At 60.9% G+C, this 23,283-nt stretch carries 16 protein-coding genes; 5 read left to right on the top strand and 11 right to left on the bottom strand.

Annotated elements, in window-relative coordinates; all coding sequences use genetic code 11:
• Positions 1–68: 68 nt before the first annotated feature.
• On the top strand, positions 69–4,166 hold the full coding sequence (locus ABID12_RS13060; protein WP_354434558.1) for an autotransporter outer membrane beta-barrel domain-containing protein: 4,098 nt from the start codon (positions 69–71) through the stop codon (positions 4,164–4,166).
• A 956-nt stretch (positions 4,167–5,122) separates the two neighbouring features.
• Here the strand turns inward: ABID12_RS13060 and ABID12_RS13055 are convergent.
• Both ABID12_RS13055 and ABID12_RS13050 read right to left on the bottom strand, forming a co-directional pair.
• Positions 5,123–8,209 (bottom strand): multidrug efflux RND transporter permease subunit, encoded by a 3,087-nt coding sequence (locus ABID12_RS13055; protein WP_354434557.1) that lies wholly within the window; start codon positions 8,207–8,209, stop codon positions 5,123–5,125.
• A 5-nt stretch (positions 8,210–8,214) separates the two neighbouring features.
• On the bottom strand, positions 8,215–9,342 hold the full coding sequence (locus ABID12_RS13050; RefSeq protein ID WP_354434556.1) for an efflux RND transporter periplasmic adaptor subunit: 1,128 nt from the start codon (positions 9,340–9,342) through the stop codon (positions 8,215–8,217).
• A 570-nt stretch (positions 9,343–9,912) separates the two neighbouring features.
• On the opposite strand from ABID12_RS13050, the gene ABID12_RS13045 reads away from it, so the two are divergent.
• The 4 genes from ABID12_RS13045 (at position 9,913) to ABID12_RS13030 (ending at position 13,102) form a co-directional block, all read left to right on the top strand.
• Positions 9,913–10,647, top strand: coding sequence for a response regulator (locus ABID12_RS13045; protein WP_354434555.1), 735 nt, complete (start codon positions 9,913–9,915; stop codon positions 10,645–10,647).
• Positions 10,644–12,005, top strand: a complete 1,362-nt coding sequence (locus tag ABID12_RS13040) for a sensor histidine kinase (protein ID WP_354434554.1) — start codon at positions 10,644–10,646, stop codon at positions 12,003–12,005. Before ABID12_RS13045 ends, ABID12_RS13040 begins: the two co-directional genes overlap by 4 nt.
• Positions 12,006–12,091: 86 nt before the next feature.
• Complete coding sequence (locus ABID12_RS13035) at positions 12,092–12,754, top strand: DUF3313 domain-containing protein (protein ID WP_354434553.1); 663 nt, start codon at positions 12,092–12,094, stop codon at positions 12,752–12,754.
• 42 nt (positions 12,755–12,796) lie between these two features.
• Positions 12,797–13,102, top strand: a complete 306-nt coding sequence (locus ABID12_RS13030; RefSeq protein ID WP_354434552.1) for a hypothetical protein — start codon at positions 12,797–12,799, stop codon at positions 13,100–13,102.
• Positions 13,103–13,395: 293 nt separating this feature from the next.
• Here ABID12_RS13030 and ABID12_RS13025 read toward each other — a convergent pair whose 3' ends face one another.
• From ABID12_RS13025 to ABID12_RS12985, 9 genes are all read right to left on the bottom strand, one after another.
• The gene (locus ABID12_RS13025) at positions 13,396–14,400 is read right to left on the bottom strand and encodes a sugar ABC transporter substrate-binding protein (protein WP_354434551.1); all 1,005 of its coding nucleotides are present in this window, start codon (positions 14,398–14,400) and stop codon (positions 13,396–13,398) included.
• A gap of 56 nt (positions 14,401–14,456) precedes the next feature.
• Positions 14,457–15,431, bottom strand: coding sequence for an ABC transporter permease (locus ABID12_RS13020; protein WP_354434550.1), 975 nt, complete (start codon positions 15,429–15,431; stop codon positions 14,457–14,459).
• Complete coding sequence (locus ABID12_RS13015) at positions 15,424–16,947, bottom strand: sugar ABC transporter ATP-binding protein (protein ID WP_354434549.1); 1,524 nt, start codon at positions 16,945–16,947, stop codon at positions 15,424–15,426. Before ABID12_RS13015 ends, ABID12_RS13020 begins: the two co-directional genes overlap by 8 nt.
• Before the next feature lie 76 nt (positions 16,948–17,023).
• Positions 17,024–17,767: an SDR family oxidoreductase gene (locus tag ABID12_RS13010; RefSeq protein WP_354434548.1), complete on the bottom strand. Its 744-nt coding sequence runs from the start codon at positions 17,765–17,767 to the stop codon at positions 17,024–17,026.
• Between the two features lie 138 nt (positions 17,768–17,905).
• Positions 17,906–18,790 carry an amidohydrolase family protein gene (locus ABID12_RS13005; protein ID WP_354434547.1) on the bottom strand — a complete coding sequence of 295 codons (885 nt, stop codon included), beginning with the start codon at positions 18,788–18,790 and terminating at the stop codon, positions 17,906–17,908.
• A complete protein-coding gene (locus tag ABID12_RS13000) occupies positions 18,787–19,992 on the bottom strand; it encodes a vWA domain-containing protein (protein ID WP_354434546.1) in 1,206 nt (401 codons plus the stop codon). Before ABID12_RS13000 ends, ABID12_RS13005 begins: the two co-directional genes overlap by 4 nt.
• Entirely contained in the window at positions 19,989–20,876 is an 888-nt protein-coding gene (locus ABID12_RS12995) for an AAA family ATPase (protein WP_354434572.1), read from the bottom strand. The genes ABID12_RS13000 and ABID12_RS12995 overlap by 4 nt, the downstream gene beginning before the upstream one ends.
• A complete protein-coding gene (locus ABID12_RS12990; RefSeq protein WP_354434545.1) occupies positions 20,873–21,889 on the bottom strand; it encodes a xanthine dehydrogenase family protein molybdopterin-binding subunit in 1,017 nt (338 codons plus the stop codon). Before ABID12_RS12990 ends, ABID12_RS12995 begins: the two co-directional genes overlap by 4 nt.
• A complete protein-coding gene (locus ABID12_RS12985; RefSeq protein WP_354434544.1) occupies positions 21,889–23,280 on the bottom strand; it encodes a xanthine dehydrogenase family protein molybdopterin-binding subunit in 1,392 nt (463 codons plus the stop codon). The genes ABID12_RS12990 and ABID12_RS12985 overlap by 1 nt, the downstream gene beginning before the upstream one ends.
• Positions 23,281–23,283 lie beyond the last annotated feature (3 nt).

The following is a 23,283-nucleotide window of genomic DNA, read 5'->3' as shown; positions in this document are numbered from 1 at the left end:
ATTTTTTAATGGAATTGTTACCACTAATTACTGCAATATATGCCCATATAACTTTATGAGGAGGGGGCATGGCTCATCTTTGTGCAAAATATTTCAATAACCTGCGTGCAAATTGCGCATGGTATCCGGTTTCCGCGCTGGCGCTGGCAACGGCATTTGCAACAGGCGGCGTGGCTGAAGCTGCCAACGAATGCGGAGCGCCTGCCGGTTCGTCCGTCACCTGCACCGCACCCAGCTATCCGAACGGAATTGACTATCACGGCAGCACGCCGCTGACGATGACTGTCAATACGCCCTCCGGCACGATTGGCGGCGGCGGCATCAATAATGTTTCCTCCGACACGGCAATCGTTCAAGGCACGAATGTAGGGACAGTGACGCTTACTTCGGCGAGCGCGGGCATTGATGCCTATGTGAATAGCGCCACAAGCACGGGCGCCGCAATGGGCGTGCTGGCGTCCGGCAGCATTTCCACGTCGACGAGCAGGATTCATGGCCTGATCATTCAGACGTCAGGCCTCGGCGATGCGACCGCACAGATGACCGGCGGTTCTATCACGACAGATTATGCGAGATCCTACGGCCTTTACGCGCTCAGCGCCAACGCCTCCACGACGGGCACAGTAACGTCGGAAATGAGCGGGGGCTCAATAACCACCACCGGCGATTCTTCGGTTGGTGTCGTTGCCACTTCGTCAGGTCTTGGCTTGACGCAAGCCATCATCAGCGGCGGTTCGATTTCGACCGCCGCAGACGATGCCTATGGCGTCATAAGCAGCGCGGGCTACAACGCAGCCAGCACCGCAGAGGTTCTGGTGAAAATGACAGGCGGAACGGTTTCTACAAATGGGGCCTCGGCCCACGGTCTTTTTGCCCAGCATCTTGGCAGTGGCGATGCGGTTATCACGATGACTGGCGGGGCCATCAACATGATGCAGACGACCGGCAACGCGCACGCCCTTTATTCTTCTAGTTCAGGCGCCGGCGATGCGACGGTGAACATGTCCGGCGGCACGATCGTCAGCACGAGCATCAATACTTCCGCAATCCTCGCCCAGGCGCAGCAGGGCAATGCGCATGTCGTCATTTCAGGCACGGCATCGGTCACAAGCAATTCGACAACCGATCCCACAGCCAATCAATTCGGGGTATCTGCCGACAGCTACGGCCCCGGAGAAGCATTGGTCGAAATGTCCGGCGGCCATGTCGAAGCCTGGCGCCGTCCGGTACAGGCGAACGTTCACTCCACTTCCGCTTCCTCCGATGCGGTTATCAAATTCACCGGTGGCACAGTGATTTCCGAGAGCGACTACGCCCTTACAACGGGCAATTTCGGTTCCGGTGACTCGATCGTGACCATGGACGACAGTGATGGGCCTTCGAATATCACCGTCGGCCAGAATTTCGCTCCTAGCCCAAGCGGCTGCTGCAATGCCCCCTGGGGGGTCAATGCCTCGATCAGCAATGGTGGAACCGGCAGTGCCTATGCCAGCCTTTCTGGCGGCCTCGACACAGCAACCATCGATGTCTACCAGAAAAGCGGCGAAGCCTACGGCATTATCGCGTTTGTAAATTCATCCGTGGCGACCGGCTCGGCGACGGCTGTGATGAATGGCGGCACGATTACCCTCTATGGCGACCCTGCCGGCAGTTTGGCCATTGGCATGGCTACGTATAACTACGGAACCGGCGATGCATTTGCCTATGTCAATGGCGGAAAAATCATCGTCGGCGATCATGCGACGGCCGGCGTCTACGTCACCGGTGGCGCCAATGTGCTTGCCAAGATGACCGGAGGTGAAATCAACGTCCTGTCAAGCACCGACAACGCCGGCATTGTCAACAACCACAAATCCTATGGTCTGGGTGCAATTGCCCAGTCTACAGCGGAATACAGCAATCGTGCAGAGATGACCGGCGGCACCATCAATGCGTCCGGCTACGGATCAATTGGTGTTTTGGCGTATAACTACACCAGCGGCATCAGTGAATTCAGCCTCACCGGCGGCACGATCAATATGACAGGTGACGGCCTGGCTGCGATCGGCTTCTCGGACCATACGACAGACGGATACGTCGCGAACATTGCGACCGTCACGATCGGCCCGGACATGGTGATCGATGCGTCGGCGTCATCCTTTGGCTATGCACTCTGGAGCGCAGACCCAAGCGGCGACAACAACATTGCTTTGACCACAGCAGGTTCGGTTGCAGGCGATGCCGTCATGGGCGGTGGCAGCTCCACCTTTACGCTTTCCGGCGGGTCGTGGACCGGCGATATCTATGGCGATTTCGATCCCGACAACCCGATTCCCGGCCTTGCAACCCCGGTTCAGGGCGCCGACAACTTCATCTGGACGGGCGGTACGCTGAACAGCGGGTTTTACGGCCAGGGCGGCAATGATACGGCGACGATATCCGTGCCGAACTCGCCATCCTTTGCCGCGGCGATCTTCGATGGCGGCGAGGATGGCGGGGCGCCGGAAAGCGAGGTTTCGTCCGATTCCGACACGATCACCTTCATCGGCGATAATGACGGCGTCGTCGGCAACAATATCCGGCACTGGGAAAAGCTGACCGTCGACAACAATGCCAGCATCGCCTTTGCCGACAGCAGCCTGACGCTCGACGGCTATGATGGTGGCAATGTCAACGATATGGGCCTTGCCAGCATTATCGGCGGTGCCACGCTGACAGCCGGTGCGGGGCTCGGCCAAAGCTTCACCCTCAACGCCAATCTCGCCAATAGCGGCATGCTTTCCATGCAGGATGGCGCCTATGGCGGCAACATCCTCATTGCCGGCGACTATGAGAGCGATGGCGGCCAGCTCGGCATCGATGTCGATTATTACGATCTTCAGTCCGACGTGCTGACCTTCGGCGGCGCGATTGGCGGGCTCACCGATATCGTCATCAACGATATCGGCTCCCGCGCCACCTTCGGCGCGGTGCTGGTGGCCGACACCACCAATGCCACGGCGATCGACCGGAACGAATTCACGCTCGAGGTCGCCAACCAGACGGCGTCGGGTCTTTATGCCTATTCGATCTACTACAACCTCACCGGAGATCCGGCGATCGGGTCGACGCCGGGCCTTTATCTCTATGCCGATCCCGACCAGATTCAGCCCTACGTCCCGCTTTACGAAGGCTATCAGTCGGTGCTGCTCGAGATGAACACGCTGCCGACCATGCGCCAGCGCGTCGGCAAGCGCTACTGGCTCTATGACGACATGGCGGTTGCCCCGATGCTGACGCCAAAAGACGAGGGGTATTATGCCGACCCGATGGTCGCTGCCGGCCCGACCCGGGCGACGCCGGCGTTCGATGCTGTCTGGGGCCGGATCGATGGCGACTTCTCGCATCTCGATCCGTCCAGCACGATCGTCGGCTATGATTACGACCTGTCGCAGTTCGAGATGCAGGCCGGCGTCGACGGACTGTTCATGGACAATGACAATGGCCGGCTGATCGCAGGCCTGACGGCGCATTACGTCACCGGCGAGGCAAAATTTGCGTCGCGCCATGGAGACAGCAGCATGCACCCGGACGGTTACGGCATCGGGGCAACGGCGACGTGGTTCTCCGACAACGGTTTCTACACCGATGCCCAGGCGGCAGCGACCTGGTATTTGAGCGAGTTGAAGGCGGAAAGCCTGGCGCGCGGCGTCGATGACACCGATGCCTTCGGCTATGCGCTGTCGCTGGAAGCGGGCCGGCAGTTCGGCTTCTCCAATGATCTGATCGCCACCCCGCAGGCGCAGCTCGTCTATTCCGCCGTCGATGTCGACAGCTTCACCGGTGCCTACAGCGACGACATCACCTTCGAGACCGGGGAAAGCCTGACCGCGCGTCTCGGCTTTGCACTGGAGCGGGAGAGCCACTGGAGAAACGACGAGGGCCTGATCCGCAAGGGCAATATCTACGGCATCGCCAATGTCTATTACGAGTTCATGGGCGAGACCAAGGCACAGCTCGAAGGCCTTTACGACATCGCCTCCGAACTTGACAACTGGACCGGCGAGATCGGCTTCGGCGGCGCCTATGACTGGGCCGATAATGGCGGCAGGCTCTACAGCATCTACGCCGAAGTCACCGCCTCCACCGGCTTTGACAGCGGTTCATACGGATATGGCGGAAATCTCGGCCTCAAGGTCAGGTGGTAGGGGATTGGCAGGCGACAAGGCGGCTTTGGCGTGCCGGAATCGAACCGCCGCCTTGTCGCAAACGGCATATCGTCAGTGACACCATCGGCCGCATGGTCGGCTTTGCCGTTCATGCCGTCGTCCACATTCATCGCTTGACCGGAATACGCCGGATCAGGTGTTACTTCGACGCGCTGCCCGCCATATCAGCGGCAGCATGGGTGAGGCCGGAAACCGCTTAAGAACGACCGTCTGCCTGTTCAGACAATCCGAGTCATTTCAATTATCGAGGCGGGAGAGCGGTGATGGCCCCGTCTATTTGCGTTTTTCGTTTGGTTTTGTTGATCAGGTCGCACAGCTCCTGTGCGACATCCAGAGAGAAGAGGATGGCGATTGGTTCGTCGTCTCGGTCGTGAATGGACCACATTGGTCCGTCGCCTTCGATACTCACCGGTACTTGGACTTTATTCATTCCCGTCACCCCTCGTCATTGGTTGAACCGGCGCTATCGAGTTTATGAAACGCCGTAGCAGATGCTTGTACTGCTCTTCGGCGTTAAGGCTCGTTCTGCGCGGCTGACCGAGCGGGCTGAAGATGCGTGCCATGGGCTTTTTGTTCGGGAGATGCGCAGGATGTCAGAAGCGTTCTGGCTGTCAGGCCGCCCAGAACTGTGAACAGCACGGCAAAGCAGGCCAAAACGATCGAAAGCCTGAAAACGAATTCGATTCTCTCGAACCAGGTCATCCTCAATGGCCCGATTGTTTCTACGGTGTCTGCGTTCCCGTAGACAGCGGGCGGAGGTTCGTGCGTCTGAGGCAATAAAGGCATGGCATCTCCGAATGTAACGTCAGCCCGGGACCGGAAACGGTCTTGACGAATTCGATCATGCACGGACCGGATTTTCAGGGTGTGCTGTTATGTTCGGAAATATTGCGGCCTTTCGTGAAGTCTTGCTCCTGGCAACGGAGGCGGCAGTTTCAGTCCTTGCGCCGGGCGAATTTCATGACCACGACGAAGAAGACCGGCACGAAGACAATCGCCAGCACGGTAGCGGAGATCATGCCGCCCATCACGCCGGTTCCGATCGCGCGCTGGCTTGCCGATCCGGCGCCCGACGCGATTGCCAGCGGCAGCACGCCGATCGTGAAGGCGAGCGAGGTCATCAGGATCGGGCGGAAGCGCAGATGCGCGGCCTCGATCGCCGCCTCGCGGACGGATTTTCCGCTCTCGCGCAGTTCCTTGGCGAATTCGACGATCAGAACGGCGTTCTTGGCGGACAGGCCGATGATCGTGATGAGGCCCACCTTGAGATAGACATCATTGGGCATGTCGCGCAAGAAGACGGCCGCAAGCGCCCCGACAAGGCCAAGCGGGATGACCAGCATCACGGAAAGCGGGATCGCCCAACTTTCGTAAAGCGCCGCAAGGCAGAGGAAAACCAGCACGCATGACAGGCCGAGAAGAAGCGGCACCTGTGCGCCCGACTGGATTTCCTGAAGCGACTGTCCGCTCCATTCATAACCGAAACCCGACGGCAGCCCGGCGGCAATGCGTTCGACTTCCGCGATCGCATCGCCCGAGGCATAGCCCGGCGCGGCCTGTCCGGAAATCCGGATGGCCGGAAAACCGTTGTAGCCCACAAGCTGAACCGGTCCCGTGCCCCAGTGGTAGGTCGCAAACGTCGAGAGCTGCACCATGCCGCCCTCGTTATTGCGAACCGACATCTGCATGATATCGTCGATATTGCTGCGTTTTGCGGGCGCGACCTGCACGGTGACGCGCTGCATGCGTCCGAAGTTCGGGAAGTCGTTGACATAGGCCGAACCGAGCGCGGTGCTGATGGTCCGATTGATCTCCGCGAACGAAACGCCGAAGGCATTCGCCTTCTTCCGGTCGATATCCAGCGTGATCTGTGGTGAATCGGCAAGCCCTTCCTCGCGGACCGCTGTCAGAACGGGACTTTCGGCGGCGGCTGCGAAAAACTGGTCGCGGGCGGCAAGCAGCGCATCGTGGCCGCGATTGCCGCGATCCTGCAGTCTGAAGGAAAAGCCGTTGGTGTTGCCGAGACCCGAAATGGCAGGCGGCGAGGTCGCAAAGGCAACGGCATCCTTGATCGACGCGAACATGCCGTTCAGCCGCGTTGCGATTTTCTCCGCGGACTGATCGGCCGTGCGCTCACTCCAGTCCCGCAGGGTCAGATAGACCAGTGCCGCATTTTCGGCGGCGCCGGAAAAACTGAAACCGCTGATCGAAACGACATTTTGTACAGACGGATCGTCAAGCGCGATGTTTTCCATCGTGACGACCGATTCAAGCGTGCGGCTTGCGGTCGCGTCGGGCGGCGCCTGCACCTGCGCCAGCAGCGCGCCCTGATCTTCTGCGGGCAGAAAGTCGCTGGGCAGGCGGACGAACAGGATAGCCACAACCGCCGCGATGGCCAGATATAGCACCATCATCAGGCCGCTTCGTTTGACGATGCGGCCGACCCCGTTGCCATAACCATGCGATGTCCGCTCAAACTGACGGTTGAACCAGCCAAACGGCCCCTTGTGCACGTGACCGTCGCCGGAAACCGGCTTCAGGAAGGACGCACAAAGCGCCGGTGTCAGCGACAGCGCCAGAAAGGCGGAAAACAGGATCGAGGCAACCATGGTCAGGGCGAATTGCCGGTAGATGACGCCGACAGCGCCGGGGAAAAACGCCATCGGAACAAAGACCGATGTCAGCACCAGCGTGATGCCGATGACGGCGCCGGTAATCTGTTGCATCGCCTTTTTCGTGGCTTCCTTTGGGCTGAGACCTTCCGAGGCCATGATGCGCTCGACATTTTCAACCACCACAATGGCGTCATCGACGAGAATGCCGATGGCCAGCACCATGCCGAACATCGTCAGGACGTTGACCGAAAACCCGAGCGCCAGCATGACGGCACAGGCGCCCAGCAACGCCACCGGCACGACGATGATCGGGATCAGCGTATAGCGGATGTTTTGCAGGAACAGCAGGATCACCAGAAACACCAGGATCACCGCTTCCACCAGCGTGGTGAGAACCTTCTCGATCGAAATCTTGATGAACGGCGTGGTGTTGTAGGGGATCGAATAGATGATATCCTCGGGAAACGAGGCCGAAAGCTCTTCCATCCGTTCCGAGACAGCCCGTTCGACCGCGATCGCATTGCCGTCAGACGCCAGTTCGACGGCGGCACCTGCGGCAGGCAGGCCATTGAGGCGCGCCGATGTCGCATAGCTTTGCGCGCCGATCTCGACGCGGGCGACATCGCTCAGTCTGACCGTTGACCCGTCGGGCATTGCCCGCAGGACAATTGCGCCAAAAGCCTCCGGCGAGGAAAGTTGTCCCCTGACAATCAGCGATGCCATGGTCCGCTGATCGCTTGGCGCCGCGCCGATGCGACCGGCGGAGACCTGCGCATTCTGGGCCGAAAGCGCGGTGAGAACATCTTCCGGCGACATATTGAAGCCGAACAGACGGTCCGGATCGAGCCAGACGCGCATGGCCCGCTCGCTGCCGAATTGCCGGACCCTGCCGACGCCGGGAACACGGCGTAGCTCGCCGATCACGTTCCGGCTCATATAGTCGCCGAGATCGGCATCGCTCATCGTACCGGATTTTGACGACAGCGTCACAAGCAGAAGCGTTCCGCCGCCCGCCGCGTCGATATTGATGCCCTGCTGCACCACGGACGAAGGCAGGCGCGCTTCCACCCGGCGCACCCGGTTCTGCACGTCGATCGAGGCATTGGCGGCGTCTGTTCCGGGCGCGAAGGTGACGGTGATGCCGATTGATCCGGAAGAATTCGATGTCGATTCATAGTAAAGCAGACCGGGAATGCCATTGAGCTCATCCTCGATCAGCCGCGTCACGCCCTCATAGGTGTCTTCCGGCGAGGCCCCGGGATAGACTGCCGAGATCGATATCTGCGGCGGCGCGACATCGGGATATTGCGTCACCGGCAGCGCGGTCAATGACAGGAAACCGGCGAGCATGATCGCGATTGCAATGACCCAGGCGAAAACCGGGCGGTCGATAAAGAAAGCAGCCATGCCCGTCAGTCTCCTGCCGTCGTATGCGCAGCGGTCGGTTCCCATGTCTCCGGCGTGACGTTCATGCCCGGTGCAATCTTTTGAAAACCTTCAACGACAATCCGGTCGCTCGCTTCGAGACCTTCGGTGATCACCAGGTTTCCTTCCGTATGCCAGCCGGTCGTAATCATCCGCGTTTCAATCGCATCGCCGTCCCCGACGAGATAGACGTATGAGCGCCCGGCGGTATCGTGCTGCACCGCCTGTTGCGGCACGGCCAGCGCGTTGTCGCGCGATGCCTGCACGACTTTTGCCCGGACGAACATGCCGGGAAGAAGATCACGGTCGGGATTGGGAAATTCGCCGCGCAGGATGATCTGGCCTGTCTGCGCGTCAACCGAGGCTTCGGAAAAGAGAAGACGTCCCTGATAGGGGTAGTCAACGCCTTCGGCCGTGACGAGGCGCATATCGGCATTGCCGGTTTCATCCGCCTGCAGCTGGCCTTCGGCGACGGCGTTTCTGAACGCGAGGAAAGTGTCGGCCGGCTGCATGAAATCGGCGTAGACGGGATCGATCTGGCGGATCGTCGCCATGGCCTGCGAACCGGAGCCGACAAGTGCGCCTTCGGTCACCATCGCCCTGCCGATGCGCCCGGAAATCGGCGCGCGGATTTCGGTATATTGCAGCTCCAGTTGCGCTGCCGTCAGCTCGGCCTGCGCGCGCCGCACTTCCGCATCGCTTTGCTGAAGTTCGGCAACCGCCGTCTCGCGCGTTTCACGGCTGGCAACTCCGTTTTTGGAAAGCCGGATCTGCCGGTCGGCATGCTGCTGAGCCAGTTGCCGCGCCGCAATGGCTGCATCGAGCGTGGCTTGCGCGGAATCGACCGCTGCCTGGAACGGGGCGGGATCGATCTGGTAAAGAAGATCGCCCTCGCTGACAGTCGTTCCCTGTTCGAACACGCGTTTTTGCACAATGCCGGTAACACGCGGCTGGATGTCGGCGGTCACCAGCGGCGCAACACGCCCCGGCAGTTCACTGATAACGGGAAGGGTTTCCGGTTGCGCAACAATGACGGCAACGGCCGGCGGCGGAGGCGAGGCCTGATTGCGCGTCGCGCTGTCATTGTCCGAACACCCCGAAAGGGCCAAACTCATCAAGGCCGCGAGCAAAACTGCGTATCGGCCGCTTATTCCTGACATCTAGACAATCCCGGGCAGAGGTCTTCGCAATCGGTATGAAAATGCGGCGTATGTGAAACGCGCTCGCCAGCTGCCGATATTACAAAACCTGTTGAATTGGCGGCAGATTACAAAATCCGATTGTTGCCAGGGATTCAGAATTGTTGTGAAATGTTGCAGCGGCAGGACACGCCCCATCGGGATGCCGATTTGACATGCACTGTCAGTGTTCGCCGGGCGCGAAACCAGAGCAGCCAATGCCATGGTGGTTCGGCGCGCGTTGTGGTCTGTGCGGATAAGGCGCGAACAATTCGCAATATTTCTTAATATCCGGATATCGGCTGTTGCGTTATCGTCTTTTGCTTGTTTTGTGGTCAGCCACATGCAGGTGATCTTGCAGCAGACATGCAGCAGTATTGACGGCTTCTCGTTTCCGGCAGCATGTTGCTTTCAGGCAGGACCAGTCACACGGCGTAAACGTTCGCATTCGGCTTGCCTGAATACGACATCGCGCCGGAAGGCGTCAGGCCGGTTCGAGGTTCAAATATGATCGCGTCCAGACAATCGTCATCACCGCCCAGTATTCTTATCGTCGAAGACGACGCCGAAATCGCCGGCATGCTGGCCGAACTGATGAAAGGCAACGGGTTCGACGCGCGCTGTGCCCGCGACGGAAACGAGATGGACCGTCTCTTGCGACGGCAGGGCTGCGACCTGATCATCCTTGACGGCATGCTGCCGGGCGAGGACGGTTTCAGCATCTGCCGGCGGCTGCGCAGTGCGATGGCGGTTCCGATCCTGATGCTGACGGCGCGCAGCGAGGATGTCGACCGCATTCTCGGGCTGGAACTGGGCGCGGACGATTATGTGACCAAACCGTTCAATTCGCGCGAACTGGTGGCCCGGGTGCGCAGCATCTTGCGCCGCTCATCGCTTTCCCAGGCGGATGTTGCCACGGCGGAACGCCTGACATTCGACGGCTGGCGTATCGATCTTGCCCGGCGTCAGCTCTTCGATACCGATGGTGACGAGGTTTCGATGACCACAGCCGAGTTCGATCTGTTGTGGGCGTTCTGCTGCAATCCGAACGTCGTCCTCACGCGCGATCAGCTTTTATCGATGACGCATGCCGGTTCGGCCGGACCGGTGGAGCGAAGCGTCGATGCGCATATCAGCCGTATCCGGCAGAAGATCGAGCCGAATATCAAGGATCCCACCTTCATCAAGACCGTTCGCCTGGGCGGCTATCTGTTCGCCGCGACTGTGGAGCCGCTGCCTTGAAGGACGTCAGAGCCGCTTCGATCCGGGCGCAGTTTCTGGCGCTCGCGATATTGCTGATCGTCCTGGTCTCGCTGCTGGCCGCCCTGACGGAGCCGTTCATTCGCGGCCGTCATGACCGGGGCGTGGAGATCGGCCTTATGGCCGGACGCATGGAGCGCATTATCGACAATTATAGCAGCGCGACCACGCCGGCCCAGGAAGACGCCGTCATGGCGCTCGCGGTAAAGCTCGGGGTTTCCGTCTCCGCGGTCCCGGCCGGCGAGGTGGCCGATCTGCATGCCCGCGGCATGCCCGTCGCGCAGCCAGCTTCAGCCCTGACGACGACCCGCAGTCTTCTGCAGGAAGGCTTCGGCGATGCAATCAGACATGTTTTTGAGCCGCATTCGGCAAGACGTGCCCTTGCGGTGCCCATCGACGATCGCAGAGCGCTGGTCTTCGACATGCCGGTATTTCCAAGTTCGGTCTGGTTTTATCCAGCCGTCATCAGCGGCGTCCTCAAAATCGTCATTCCGCTGGTTGCCCTTGCCTATGTCAGCAGCTGGCTGATCATCAGGCCGCTGGCCCGTTTTGCCGTGGCGGCCGAACGGACAAGCGCGGACGACAGGCTGGAGCAGCCGTTCGCAACCGAGGGCGCTGCCGAACTGAGGAGCCTCGCCGCCTCGCTCAACGTCATGCGAAACCGCATTCTGGAAATGGCCGAGGCCCGAACCCGCATGCTCAGCTCCATCAGTCACGATCTCAGGACGCCGCTGACGCGCCTCAAGATGCGCGTCGAATCCGGTGAACCGTCCGATCTTCAGGGAAAGATGCTCAATGACGTGACCGCGCTTGAATCGATGATTAACGAAACGCTGGCCTTCCTGACCGATGTCCAGCACGATTCACCGTTGCGGAAAGTGGATCTTTCCAGCTTGCTGCAGACCATCGCCACCGATTTTTCCGAGGCCAGCGCCGATGTGCGGTTCTCCGGTCCCAGACGGCTCAAATATGTCTGCAAGCCGGAGGCGCTGACGCGTGCGGTATCCAATCTGGTCGGCAATGCCGCGCGTTTTGCCGCGCATATCGAAATCGAACTGGAGGATGCGGGCGAAAAAGGCATCGTCATCCGCATCGTCGATGATGGCCCCGGCCTCAGCGAAGATCTGAAGGGGAAGGTCATGGAGCCGTTCTTCAAGGCGGATGAAGCGCGCAGTTCCGGCACGGGTTTCGGCCTCGGCCTTTCCATTGCCGACGAACTGATCCGCAAGGGACATGGCGGCACGCTGAAACTTCTGGACCGCACGCCGCATGGTCTCGTCGCCGAGATCAGCCTGCCGGCCGTTCACGACATGCATACCCACCCATCCGTTCCCGGCTGACAACATTTCCGAACATCTCAGCAAACTTCTCAATCGGGGCATCACTAGGCTACCGGTATATCCTTGCCCGCATACGGAGCCTTCCCTTGAAAAACAAACTGAAGCTGATCGTCCCTTTTCTGGCTGGCTGTGCCATGCTCAATGCCTGCTCGACGGCGAGCCCCACGGCCTATACCGGCCTGTCGTCAACGGCCTTGCTGCAACCCAGTCGCCATGACAAGGGCGGGCGCGTGCCGCTGAGCTATCGCCGGGAAAATGTCGACTGGCGCCAGTACAAAAAGATCATCGTGGAACCTGTCATCGTTTATGACGGAGCCGACAACCAGTTTGTGAACGTCAAGGAAGAAGACCGGCAGGCCCTCGCGGATTATATGCGCGATGCCTTCACCGAAGAACTTGGAAAACGTTTCACCATAACCGATACCCCGGCGCCGGATGCGCTGAGACTGCAACTGACCCTGACCGGCGCGAAACTGACATCGCCGGTCATCGGCACGCTTTCGCATTTCGATATGGCAGGCGGCGTCTACAATGCGGTACAGGCCGGCCGGGGCCGCGAAGGCAGCATGACCGGATCGGTAAGCTATGCCGCCGAAGTGTTCGAATCGGAGAACGACACGCTGCTGCTGGCTTTCGTTGCAAAACAATATCCGGCCGCGATGAATGTCGGCGCGACATTCTCTTCGCTGTCGGCATCCAGGGTCGGGATCGATAACGCGGCGCGGGATCTCGGCGACCGGTTGAACTGACCGATCTGCCAATGTGATAGCCAGCCCAAAATGCACTCTTGATTGATCCGGGAGAAATATCCGAAATCAGAAATTGTAACCGGCGCCGAACAGGACCTTCTGTTCGCTCGCGCCGAAATCGCCGATACGGTCGCCGAAGTCGGCGTCGGGAAAGTCGTAATAGCGGTATTCGCCGCACCGGGATCGATCATTTGCGCCAGCACGGGGTTTCTTGTTATTGCCGCGGCGTCATCAATGATTGTCACACTTATCGGAGCCGCCGTTACAGGCATTGGCGTTGCGGTGGTGTACCCGGTGGCGCTGTCGATTGCCGCGCCCCGCTCCGATGCGCGTTTCGACGGCGACTGACGCGTGACCGCGGCTTCGTCTCTTCGCTGTTTCGAGAATGATCGAGGGGACGTTCTGTGGCGGTCAGCGGAATTTACGTCCGAACATGAAAACAGTGTCCAAATCCAGCCCCGCAACCAAGTCCATATTATCAATCATATCAAAGCCCTCGCAAAACCAGCGGGGCTTTTGTTGTTCTGGCGCCAAGCCGCCCGTCGCGCGGTGCAGCAAACCCGCGATCACACCATGAAGGCTATTTTTGGGATTCCTCCGCCACGGTTCGGGCGGCGGAGGAATTGTCGTTGTCAGTCGGGCTACTCCTGTCCGGGTGCCGGCACGACGGGTTCGGCAAGTGGAAGCTCCAGCCATTCGGCGACCTGCTCGGGCGTCGGGTCCCAGGGCTGCGCCTCGTCCATGTTGTCCATGGTCACCAGAAGCGACGGGGCTTCATAGTAGTGTCCCGGTTCAACTTCGCCTGCAGCCACGCCCTTGAGCAGTCGGTAGGCCATCACAGAGGCGCTCGAGGGCGGGTTGGCGTAGGATACGGCGAGCTTGCCCTCTTTGATAAGATCGAGTCCGTAAGGGGCTCCGTTCGTTCCCGACGCCAGCAACACCTCGCCTGTCTTGCCGGCTCGCTCGATGGCAATCGATGAACCGACGGCCATGTCGTCGTTGTGAACGTAAATGGCCTTGAGGTCTGGATGCGCTGTCAGGATTTGCGAGGTCGCATCGAGCGCCGTTTGCCGGTTCCAGTCACCCGGCACCTCGGCCACGACCTCTGCCTTGGACCCGGAGTTGGCAAGACCGGTCTTGAACCCCTCGGAATAGGCTTCCGCATCGCCGCGCCCGAGTTTGCCGCTGATAATGGCGACCTTGCCCTCGGGGACTTGCTCGCCGATGAACTCACCCACCGGAATGCCGAAGGTCGGAACATCAATCTGCATGAAACCCGCCACCTTGTCGAGCAGCGCCGGATCGTAACCGTATTCGAAGAAGATCGGCACATTGGCGCGTTGTGCCTGAGCGATCGCCGCCTTCTCTGAGGAGAGCGAGACCGCATAGATCAGGATGCCATCAACCCCGCGGGTGATGGCATCCTGAATATTGGCCAGCTCCTGGGTCGAGTCGTTGTTGGCATTGTAGGTGACAATGTCGTCACCAAGCGCATCTCCTGCCATCTGCACGGCTTCCATCCCGTACTGGTAGAACGGGTCCGGCCCCGCGCGCATGAATGCGAAGGTCTCCGCATTGGCGTTGGACGCAACCGTCAGGGCGGCGACAGATGTCGCAATCGCCAGTTTTAAGCTATATCCTGTCATTTTCACTCCTCCCGTTAGTCGTGGTTTAGGTGGGCCACACGCGATAACGCGCGGCTTCAACGCGACCGCTGCAGGATGACGGCGGCCGTGATGATCAGTCCCAGAACGACGCTTTGGTAGTTCGCGCCAATTCCAAGCAGGTTCATGCTGTTACTGACGAGCCCAAGCAGCAGGACGCCGCCGAGCGTGCCGATCACGGTGCCACGCCCGCCCAGAAGCGGGGTGCCGCCGATCACCACGGCCGCGATCGCTCTGAGTTCGTATCCGGTCCCCATGTTCGGAAGGGCGGAATCGAGGATGCCGGTCAGCACCACCGCCGCGACGCCCACCAGCAGGCCGTTGAGGGCATAGAGCGCAATCTTCAGACGCCGCACGGGGATGCCCGATAGCCGGGCAGCCTCCTCGTTCCCGCCAACCGCAAAAGCGTAGCGGCCAAGCGTGGTGCTGCGCATCACCAGGAACACCGCGACCAGGGCAAGCGCCATCACGTAAACCGGATAGGGAATGCCAGCCAGCGTCCCAAGGCCGAAGACATCGAACAGGGCTCCGGACCCGTTCACGGGACTGCCGCCGCTGATGATGATGGCGACCCCCTGAAGAAGCGTCATCATGCCCAGCGTGATAATAAAGGGGGTCGCCCGGTTGGTCGACACCAGCAGCCCGTTGATACAGCCGATGAAGCCGCCGGCAAGGATGCCGGCCAGAACGCCGAGCAGGACAGAACCGGTCGAGGCGATGGTCAGCGCACAGACCAGCCCGGCCACCGAGAGCATGGCGCCCACCGACAGGTCCAGTCCCGCGCCGATCAGCAGAATGGTTTGGCCAAAGGCCGCGATACCGAGCGCCGACACCTGGAACAGGATATTGAGAAGGTTGTTGGCGCTCAGGAAGCGCGGATTTCCGACCGCCGTCAGAACAACGATCGCGACGAGCGTTATCAGAAGTGTGTAGCGGCCGACCGTGGCCAATTTGGGCGTTTTCGCCTTCGAGTCGTTTTTATCCGTCATGGGAATGGGTGTGGCATCAGACATGAGCTTCAGCTTCCGTTGACTGGGCTTGGATGGCCGTGAGGAGCGCTTCGGGCGTCAGCCCCACAGGGGTCATATCGCGGTTGATCCGGCCTTCCCGGAGGACGAGGATTCGATCAGCCAGGTCGATCAGTTCCTCCAGATCCGTTGACAGGAAGATGACGCCAGCGCCGGCCGCCGCGAGCGAGCGCAGGTGATCGTGGATTTGACGTTGCGCCTCCACGTCGACGCCCTGGGTCGGATCTTCGAGAACAAAGAGCTTCGCCCCGGCAAAGATCGCACGACCGAGCAGCGCCTTGCGCTGGTTGCCGCCGCTCAGGAACCGGACTTCCTTTTCGGGCGCGCGCGGATGCAGGTCGAGCCGGTCGGACATCTGCAATGCCTCATCCCGCTCGCCGCCAAGGTTCAGCCAGGAGAAGCGTGCGAGCTTGCCGAGCGCGGCAAGAGAAATGTTGCCGGAAACCGGCATCGGCATCACGAGACCGCGCCCGCGCATATCTTCGGGAATGAACACGACGCCCCGCGTGATCGCCTCCCGGACGGTTGCCGGTGCGAATGGCTCGCCGCCGAACACCATCGTGCCGTCGGCACGCGTTACACCGCTGATCACTTCTGCAAGTTCACGCGTGCCGCTTCCGACAAGGCCGGTGAGGCCGACGATCTCCCCCGCGCCGAGCGTCAAGGAGATGTCGCGGAGCTTGCCCGGAACATTGATCGTGCGCAGGCTGAGTAGAACCTGCGGAAACGAGGTCGTTACCGTTTTGCGCACCGTTCTCTCAAGGTCACGTCCGACCATCAGCGAGATCAGGGCCTCCTTGTCGGCCGAGCGGTCTTCCACGACGTGAACCGTGCGGCCGTTGCGCAGCACTGTGATCCGGTCCGAGATCGCGAGCACCTCGTCGAGATGGTGCGAAATATAGACGATGGCCAGCCCCTTCGCCGCCAGATCGCGGATCAACTGGAACAGGAACTCAGCCTGGTTCTTGTTCAGCGCGGCTGTGGGTTCGTCGAGAAGAAGGACTGCGGCATCCTTGTGGACGGCCTTCGCGATGGCCACCTGCTGCCTGAGCGCGATATCCAGATCACCCAGGCGGCTATCGACCGGAACCTGCAGGTTCATCTGATCGAGGAGTGCCTTGGCCTTTCTGGCCATCGTGGCTTCGTCAACCAAACCGAAGCGGGTCCGCGGTTCGGCGCCGAGGAAGATATTGGCCGCCACCGACAAGTCGAGGTGGAGTTCCGCGTTCTGATGGACGACCGCTATACCAGCCTTTTGGCACTCGAGAGGATCGAGCGACGAATAACGCCGCCCGCCGACGTGGATTTCACCGGCATCGGGTGGCTGCGCCCCGGCGAGGATCTTGACCAGGGTCGATTTTCCTGCGCCATTCTTGCCGACAAGGCCGTGCACCTCGCCGCGCGCCACCGAAAAATCGACCTCATCCAGTGCCCGGGCGCCAAGAAACGACTTGCATATCCCACGGGCCTCGATGGCCAGGCTTTCTGTACCCTGTGTCACCTGTTCCTCCGTTCGAACGCATTTCTTTGTTCTGATCGTTCCGACTGGTAAAAATAACTGGTTTTCAGAGCCGCGGTCATATCGTCTGCCCGCCGTCGACGATGAGCGTTTGACCGGTCGTGAAGGCGGATTCGTCGCTGGCGAAATAGACTGCCGCTGCGGCCATTTCATCCGGCTCGCCCAAGCGCCCCATCGGTTGACGGGCGATGAAATCGCGACGCGCCTGCTCCGGATCGTCCAGTGCGGCGATGCGCTCGTCAAGCGAAGGGGATGCGGTGGTGCCGGGGCAGAGGGCGTTCACACGCACGCCGCTGCGGATGACGTCGCGCGCAACGGCCTTGGTCAGTCCGATCAGTGCGGCCTTGCCCGCGCCATAAGCCGCCCGGTTGGGAACGCCCGAGATACTGGAAACCACCGACGAAACGTTGATGATGGAGCCGGACCCGCGGTCGATCATTTGCGGCAGTGCCGCGCGAATGGTGAAGTAGCAGGAGGTGACGTTCTGATCGAGGCTGCGCGCCCAGTCTTCTTCGGAGCAGTCGAGGATCGTGCCGTTGTGGACCCAGCCCGCGCAGTTGAAGAGGATGTCGACCCGACCAGCATCGGCGATGGCGCCACGCACAGCATCGGCGTCGGTCACATCCAGCGCCACGGTTTCGATTGCCGGTGCAATCTCCGGCAGGTCCGCCATTTTCGAAGCCGTTCGGCTCGCCGCGACGACCTCTGCGCCTTCTTGCGCAAAGGCAATAGCGACTGCTCGCCCAATGCCCTGTCCTGCGCCGGTAACGAACGCACGCTTGCCTTTCAGCCGGGCCACCATTGTTTTACTCCCATCTTGCTCCAGTGTATCGGCGCGTTGGCCTCACACATCCCGTCTTCTCAACTGCTTGAATGCCGGCTTCGGTGCGGCAGTATTCTTGAGAAGGATCCCGCACCGAAGCCAGTCATCAGCGGAACGTCAGATCCTGTAGATCCGCTCCGCCGTCGCGCCGAGCACATTGGCGCGCTCCTCATCCGAATAGCGTTCCAGCGCTGCCCGGTAGGCCGCCAGCATGGTCGGGTAATCCGTCCAGAGTTTCTCGATCGGGAAGTTGCTGCCGAACATGCACCGTTCGGACCCGAACATCCCGATACAGTCATCAATGATCCTGCTGATCAGGTCCTGATCGACCCGGTGAACGAAGGTGCCCAGACCACTGAACTTGATCGCGATATTCGGGTTCTCCGCCAGGCGCGCCATTCCCGATCGCCAAGCCTCTACGGTTTCCGGATCGTCGCCCTCCAGCATGCCAGCGTGCACAAGCACGAAGGTAATGCCGGGGAAATCGCGCACCAGCTTTGCAGCATTCTCCATCTGGCCGGAGAACACCTGCAACTCGAACAGCCATCCCATTTCCTCGACATGGGAGAGGTTGCGACGGAAAGCCGGGTCGTTCATCTGGTCCGGCACAGGCGCGTAGCGGTAAAGCTGGTTCTCGTGCCAGTGGAGCTGCTGGCGGCAGCCACGCATCCGGCTGGAGATGCGGGCTTCCTCCTGCATCACTTCCAGGCAGCTGTCGTCCATCAGATTGGCCGGCGCGACGATGGCGTGTGGCCATCCCGTACGTTCAGCCAGGTCTTCAACCCACCGAACCTCTTCGATCTCCCGGCCCGGTCCCCAGTTGGGCTGGACATAGACCGCCTTTTCGACCCCCGCCGACTGCGCATCGGCCTTGTATTCCTCGATCGGATAATCACGGCGGATCGGCTCATAGGGGCCGAAGATGCGCGGCTGCATCGGACCGTTCAGCCAATCGAGGTTCTGTCGTTCCCAGACATGAAAATGGCAATCGACCAAAGTCATAGCACCCTCCCGGTATTGCTTGTGTCGTCAGGCCGCCCGGAAACGGGCACGGGCCTCATCCATCGTGACGCCACGCCGCGGCGCGCGCGTCTTTCAACCTGTTCGTCCAGCCCGGAGATTTCGTCGCAAAGGGCGCCAAGCGTCGCCGCATTGCCGAGCCGGTCAATGGCACCCAGAACCGCCTTCAGACCGCGCGTTTCCGGCCGAAAGGCCGGGTCGCCCATCAACGGCGTTAACCAGACGAGCCTGTGTGCGAGCCGGGCCAGTCGTTCTGTCGCCCCTTGCATCGCGCTGATATCACCGCGCTCCAGACCATCCGAAACCACGATCACAAGAGCGCCCCGTGCCAAGGTCTGAAGGCGGTTTTCGCCAAGAAAGGCTTCGAAGCTCGGTCCAATGCGGGTGCCGCCGTCGAAATCGTAGATCACATCCGACAGACGCTGTAGCGCGTCGTCGATATCGCCGCGCGCGAGCGTGCGGGTGACCCGGGTGAGGCGGGTGCCGAATGTGAACACCTCCATCTGCGGGGCGGCCTGCATCAGCGCATGCGCACAACGCAGTGCATCGGGGCTCGTAGTCTTCAATGATCCGGACACATCAATCAGCATCAGAACGCGGCGGAGACGCAACGGGCGCTTGCGATAGAAGAGATCAATGATTTCGCCGTCGCTGCGCCGCAGATGCGAAACAACGCGGCGCATGTCCAGCACGCCATGCCGCGGAGACCGCGCTAGACGACGCGCCCGCTGGCGGGGGAGGACGGTCGCCGCCGTCCGGGCAATACGCCGGCAGATCTCACGCTTTTCGGGGCCGGTCTGCGGCAATCGCCGGTTGGTGAGCAACTCGTCCGGGCTCGCCTGCTGGCCGGTGCCGTCATCGCGCTCAACTGACGGCGCATCCCCGTAAGTCGACATCTCGGGCGGTTGATCGCTCTCGCTCTCGTCCGTCTGCTCGACCGTCTCCTCGAGCACCGTCTTTCCGTCTTTGAACCACACACTGAATATCTGGTCATATGTGTCGATATCTTCGACACGGGAGACGATCGTGACACGGCCGGTCCAGTACAGATCCTCCGTCGACAAAAGATCAACGAGCGTCATTGCCCGCAGGAAATCACTGCGACGGATCGGCGACATTGCGAGGCCGGCATGCGCCAGCGCATCCAGAAACCCGTTGAGATGCTGTTCCGCCCGCATGCTCATGCCATGCTCCCTGGCAGCAAATCCGCCTCGCACATGACATGGGCCAGGTCTTCTTGTTCCTTGACCAGAAGCCCGAGCGAAAGTCGCAGTGCGGTTGGCCAGTCCTCGCCGCTTCGTTCCAGCGCCATGGCGCTCATCGCCCATTCGACGCTCTCCGAAATCCCCGGTTGGCGCGAAAGCGGCAGGCTGCGGACACGACTGACGGCCTCCACGAGCGCGGCTGCTGCATCTGCCTGCAGCCCCGGTGCGCGGGCCTTGATGATCCGCAACTCCAATGCGGGGTCCGGCATGTCGATCCAGTGATAGGCGCAGCGGCGTTTCAGGGCGTCGTGCAGGTCGCGAGTCCGGTTCGAGGTGAGAACCGCGATCGGCGGAACGGATGCCGAAATGGTTCCAAGCTCGGGGATCGTGATCTGGAAATCGCCGAGGAATTCCAGCAGGAAGGCCTCGAACTCCGCATCGGCCCGGTCGATCTCGTCGATCAGGATGATCGCGCCCTCGGCCTGTCGCAATGCCCGCAGAAGCGGACGCTCCAAAAGAAAGTCGTGCGTGTAGATATCGGACAACGCCGCCGTCTCGCCTGCGCCAAGGCGCATCTGCAACAGCTGCTTGGGATAGTTCCACTCGTAGAGAGACTGTGCTGCTTCAAGCCCCTCGTAGCACTGAAGCCGAATAAGTTCGCGCCCGGTGATGGCGGCCAGCGCATGCGCAGCTTCAGTCTTGCCGACACCGGGTTCGCCTTCGAGAAGCAACGGCTTGCCGAGGCTGACACTCAGAAAGATCGCTGTCGCAAGGCCGAGATCGGCGAAATAGCCGACGCGCTCCAACTTTTTCTGGACAGCACGCGGGCTGTTCATGGTTGGCAGTGCCGCCTGCATCTTCAGCCCTCCACGGCGCTGTTGCGCGCGATATCGAGTGCACGCAACACCCGTTCGGGCGTGATTGGCAATTCCTCGACGCGTGCGCCGCAGGCATCGAAAATCGCGTTTGCGACGGCCGGGATGGGCGAATTGGCCGTCATCTCGCCGATGCCCTTGCCGCCGAACGGCCCGTTCTGGACCGGACGTTCCAGAATGACGCTGGTAACCGGAGGCGTGTCGCCCGGTCCGGGCATCAGGTAACTTGAGAAGTCGGTCGGTCCATGGGAGCGATCGGGATAGTATGGTTCCGTCGTCTCGTAGAGGGCATGGGAAACCCCCATCCACGCACCGCCGGCAATCTGCTGATGCACCATGGCGGGGTTGAGGGCGCGTCCCATTTCGTAGACGCTGAAGATCTTCACGATATCGACCACGCCGGTTTCGTCGTCCACGGCGACATCGATCACTGTGCAGGCATGTGACTGCGCAGAGTCGGGATCCATCTCGCCGGTCTCCGGAACAGGGTAGCTCCTGGGCTTCAGGAACATGCCGCGCCCGGAGATGGTCCGGCCCTGCTGGAAGTGCGCAATCCCCGCTACATCGGAAATACTGATCTTTTTCTCTTCCGAGCCCTTGAGCTTGATATAGCCGCTGCCGTCGGTTTCCAGGTCTGCCGGGTCGACTTCCATCTCCTCGGCGGCCACCTCAAGCATGACCTCACGCGCCTCGCGCGCCGCCATGATGACGGCATTGCCCACCCGGTGCGTGCCGCGGCTTGCAAAGGTCCCCATGCAGTGCGGGCCGGTGTCGGTATCGGCGGTTTCCACCATGACGTTGTCAACCGACAGCCCGAGAACCTCCGCCGCGCATTGCGCCGCGATTGTCTTGATGCCCTGGCCGAGATCGACCGAAGACAGGGTAACAACGAAATTGCCAGTCGTTGTGGCATGGACAAGCGCCTGCGAAGGATCGCCGCCGAGATTCATGCCCGTCGGGTAGTTTACGGCGGCAAAGCCGCGCCCATAGAGGATGGCCATCACAATCCCTCCCGCGTCAGAGACGACATTTTCTTGCAATCCTCGGGCAGGTCGTGCCCGACCAGTTCCGCTGCACGCTGGATCACCTCCACCAGCGCCGCGCCCTCGACCACCTTGCGGTGCGCCTTGATGTCGCCGTCGCGGTAGGCGTTCTTCAGCCGGAACACGAGGGGATCGATACCGAGCGCCCTGGCCTCGCGGTCCATCTGGCTCTCCAGTGCAAAGTCGGCGATCGTCACGCCGAAACCGCGCATCGCACTGGATGGCGTACGGTTGGTGAAGACGCAGTGGCAATCCGCCCAGACGTTGGGGATCGAGTAGGGGCCCGGCACATGCGCGGACGCTTTTGTCGTGCCATAGGGCGTGTGGCGCGAATAGGCGCCGGAATCGACGTAGTAGGTCATCTTCCGGGCCAGGATCCGGCCATCATTGGTCACACCATCCTTGATGTAGATGCGCTCTGCCGCGCGCGGCGAGGACACCTGCATCTCCTCGGCGCGGTCATAGACGAATTTCACCGGCCTGTTGGTCAGCATGGCGCCGATGCAGGCAAGCGGTTCGACCATCACGTCGACCTTGCCGCCAAAACCACCGCCGACAGTGCCGCCGATGACCCGCAACTTGGCGGTTGGTACGTCCAGGATGAGCGCCACGTTGTCGAGCGTGAAGAAGCAGGCCTGGGTATCGGAATAAATCGTCAGACGGCCATCGCCCTCCGGCTTGACAATGCAACCCGTGGTCTCGACCGGCGCCTGCTCAATGGGGCGCGACTGGTAACGGTGTTCAAAGATCCGGTCAGCGGCCGCGAAGCCTTCTTCGACGTCTCCGAAGCGGATGCGACGGAACGGATGCCCTTCATATTCGAAGTAGTTGTGGCCATGAACCGGGTTGACCAACGGCGCATCCGGTTTCAGCGCGTCTTCGACATCGAACACGGCCGGCAAATCGTCGTAGTCGACACGGATACGGCTGGCACCTTCCAACGCCGCCGCTTCGGTTTCGGCGATCACGGCACAGATCGGCTCGCCCCAGTAGCGCACACGGTCTTCCGCCAGCACAGGCTCGTCGTTCGGACCGACATTGATCAGGCGAAGCACCGTATACCAGTTCTCCGGCACATCCCTGGCCGTGATAACGCGGACCACGCCGGGAACCCGCATCGCCGGCGCGGTGTCGACGGATCGCAGCGCGGCGTGATGGCGCGCGGCACGACAGATCTTGATGTGCAGCGTTCTCGGGAAAAGGTGATCTTCGAAATACTTGGTCGTACCGGTAACGTGGCCGCGCGCATCAAGCCGCGGAACGGTTGCACCGATGACATGCAGGTCGTCCTTGCGCTCGTCGGCGAAGTAGCTGCGATCCAGGGTTTCCGAGGATGATTGGTCGTCCATGTC

This window comes from Martelella mangrovi, from assembly GCF_040545495.1.
Taxonomy (GTDB): Bacteria; Pseudomonadota; Alphaproteobacteria; order Rhizobiales; family Rhizobiaceae; genus Martelella; species Martelella mangrovi.
The sequence above is the reverse complement of the archived record's forward strand: the minus strand, read 5'-3'. Positions and strand labels throughout refer to the sequence as shown.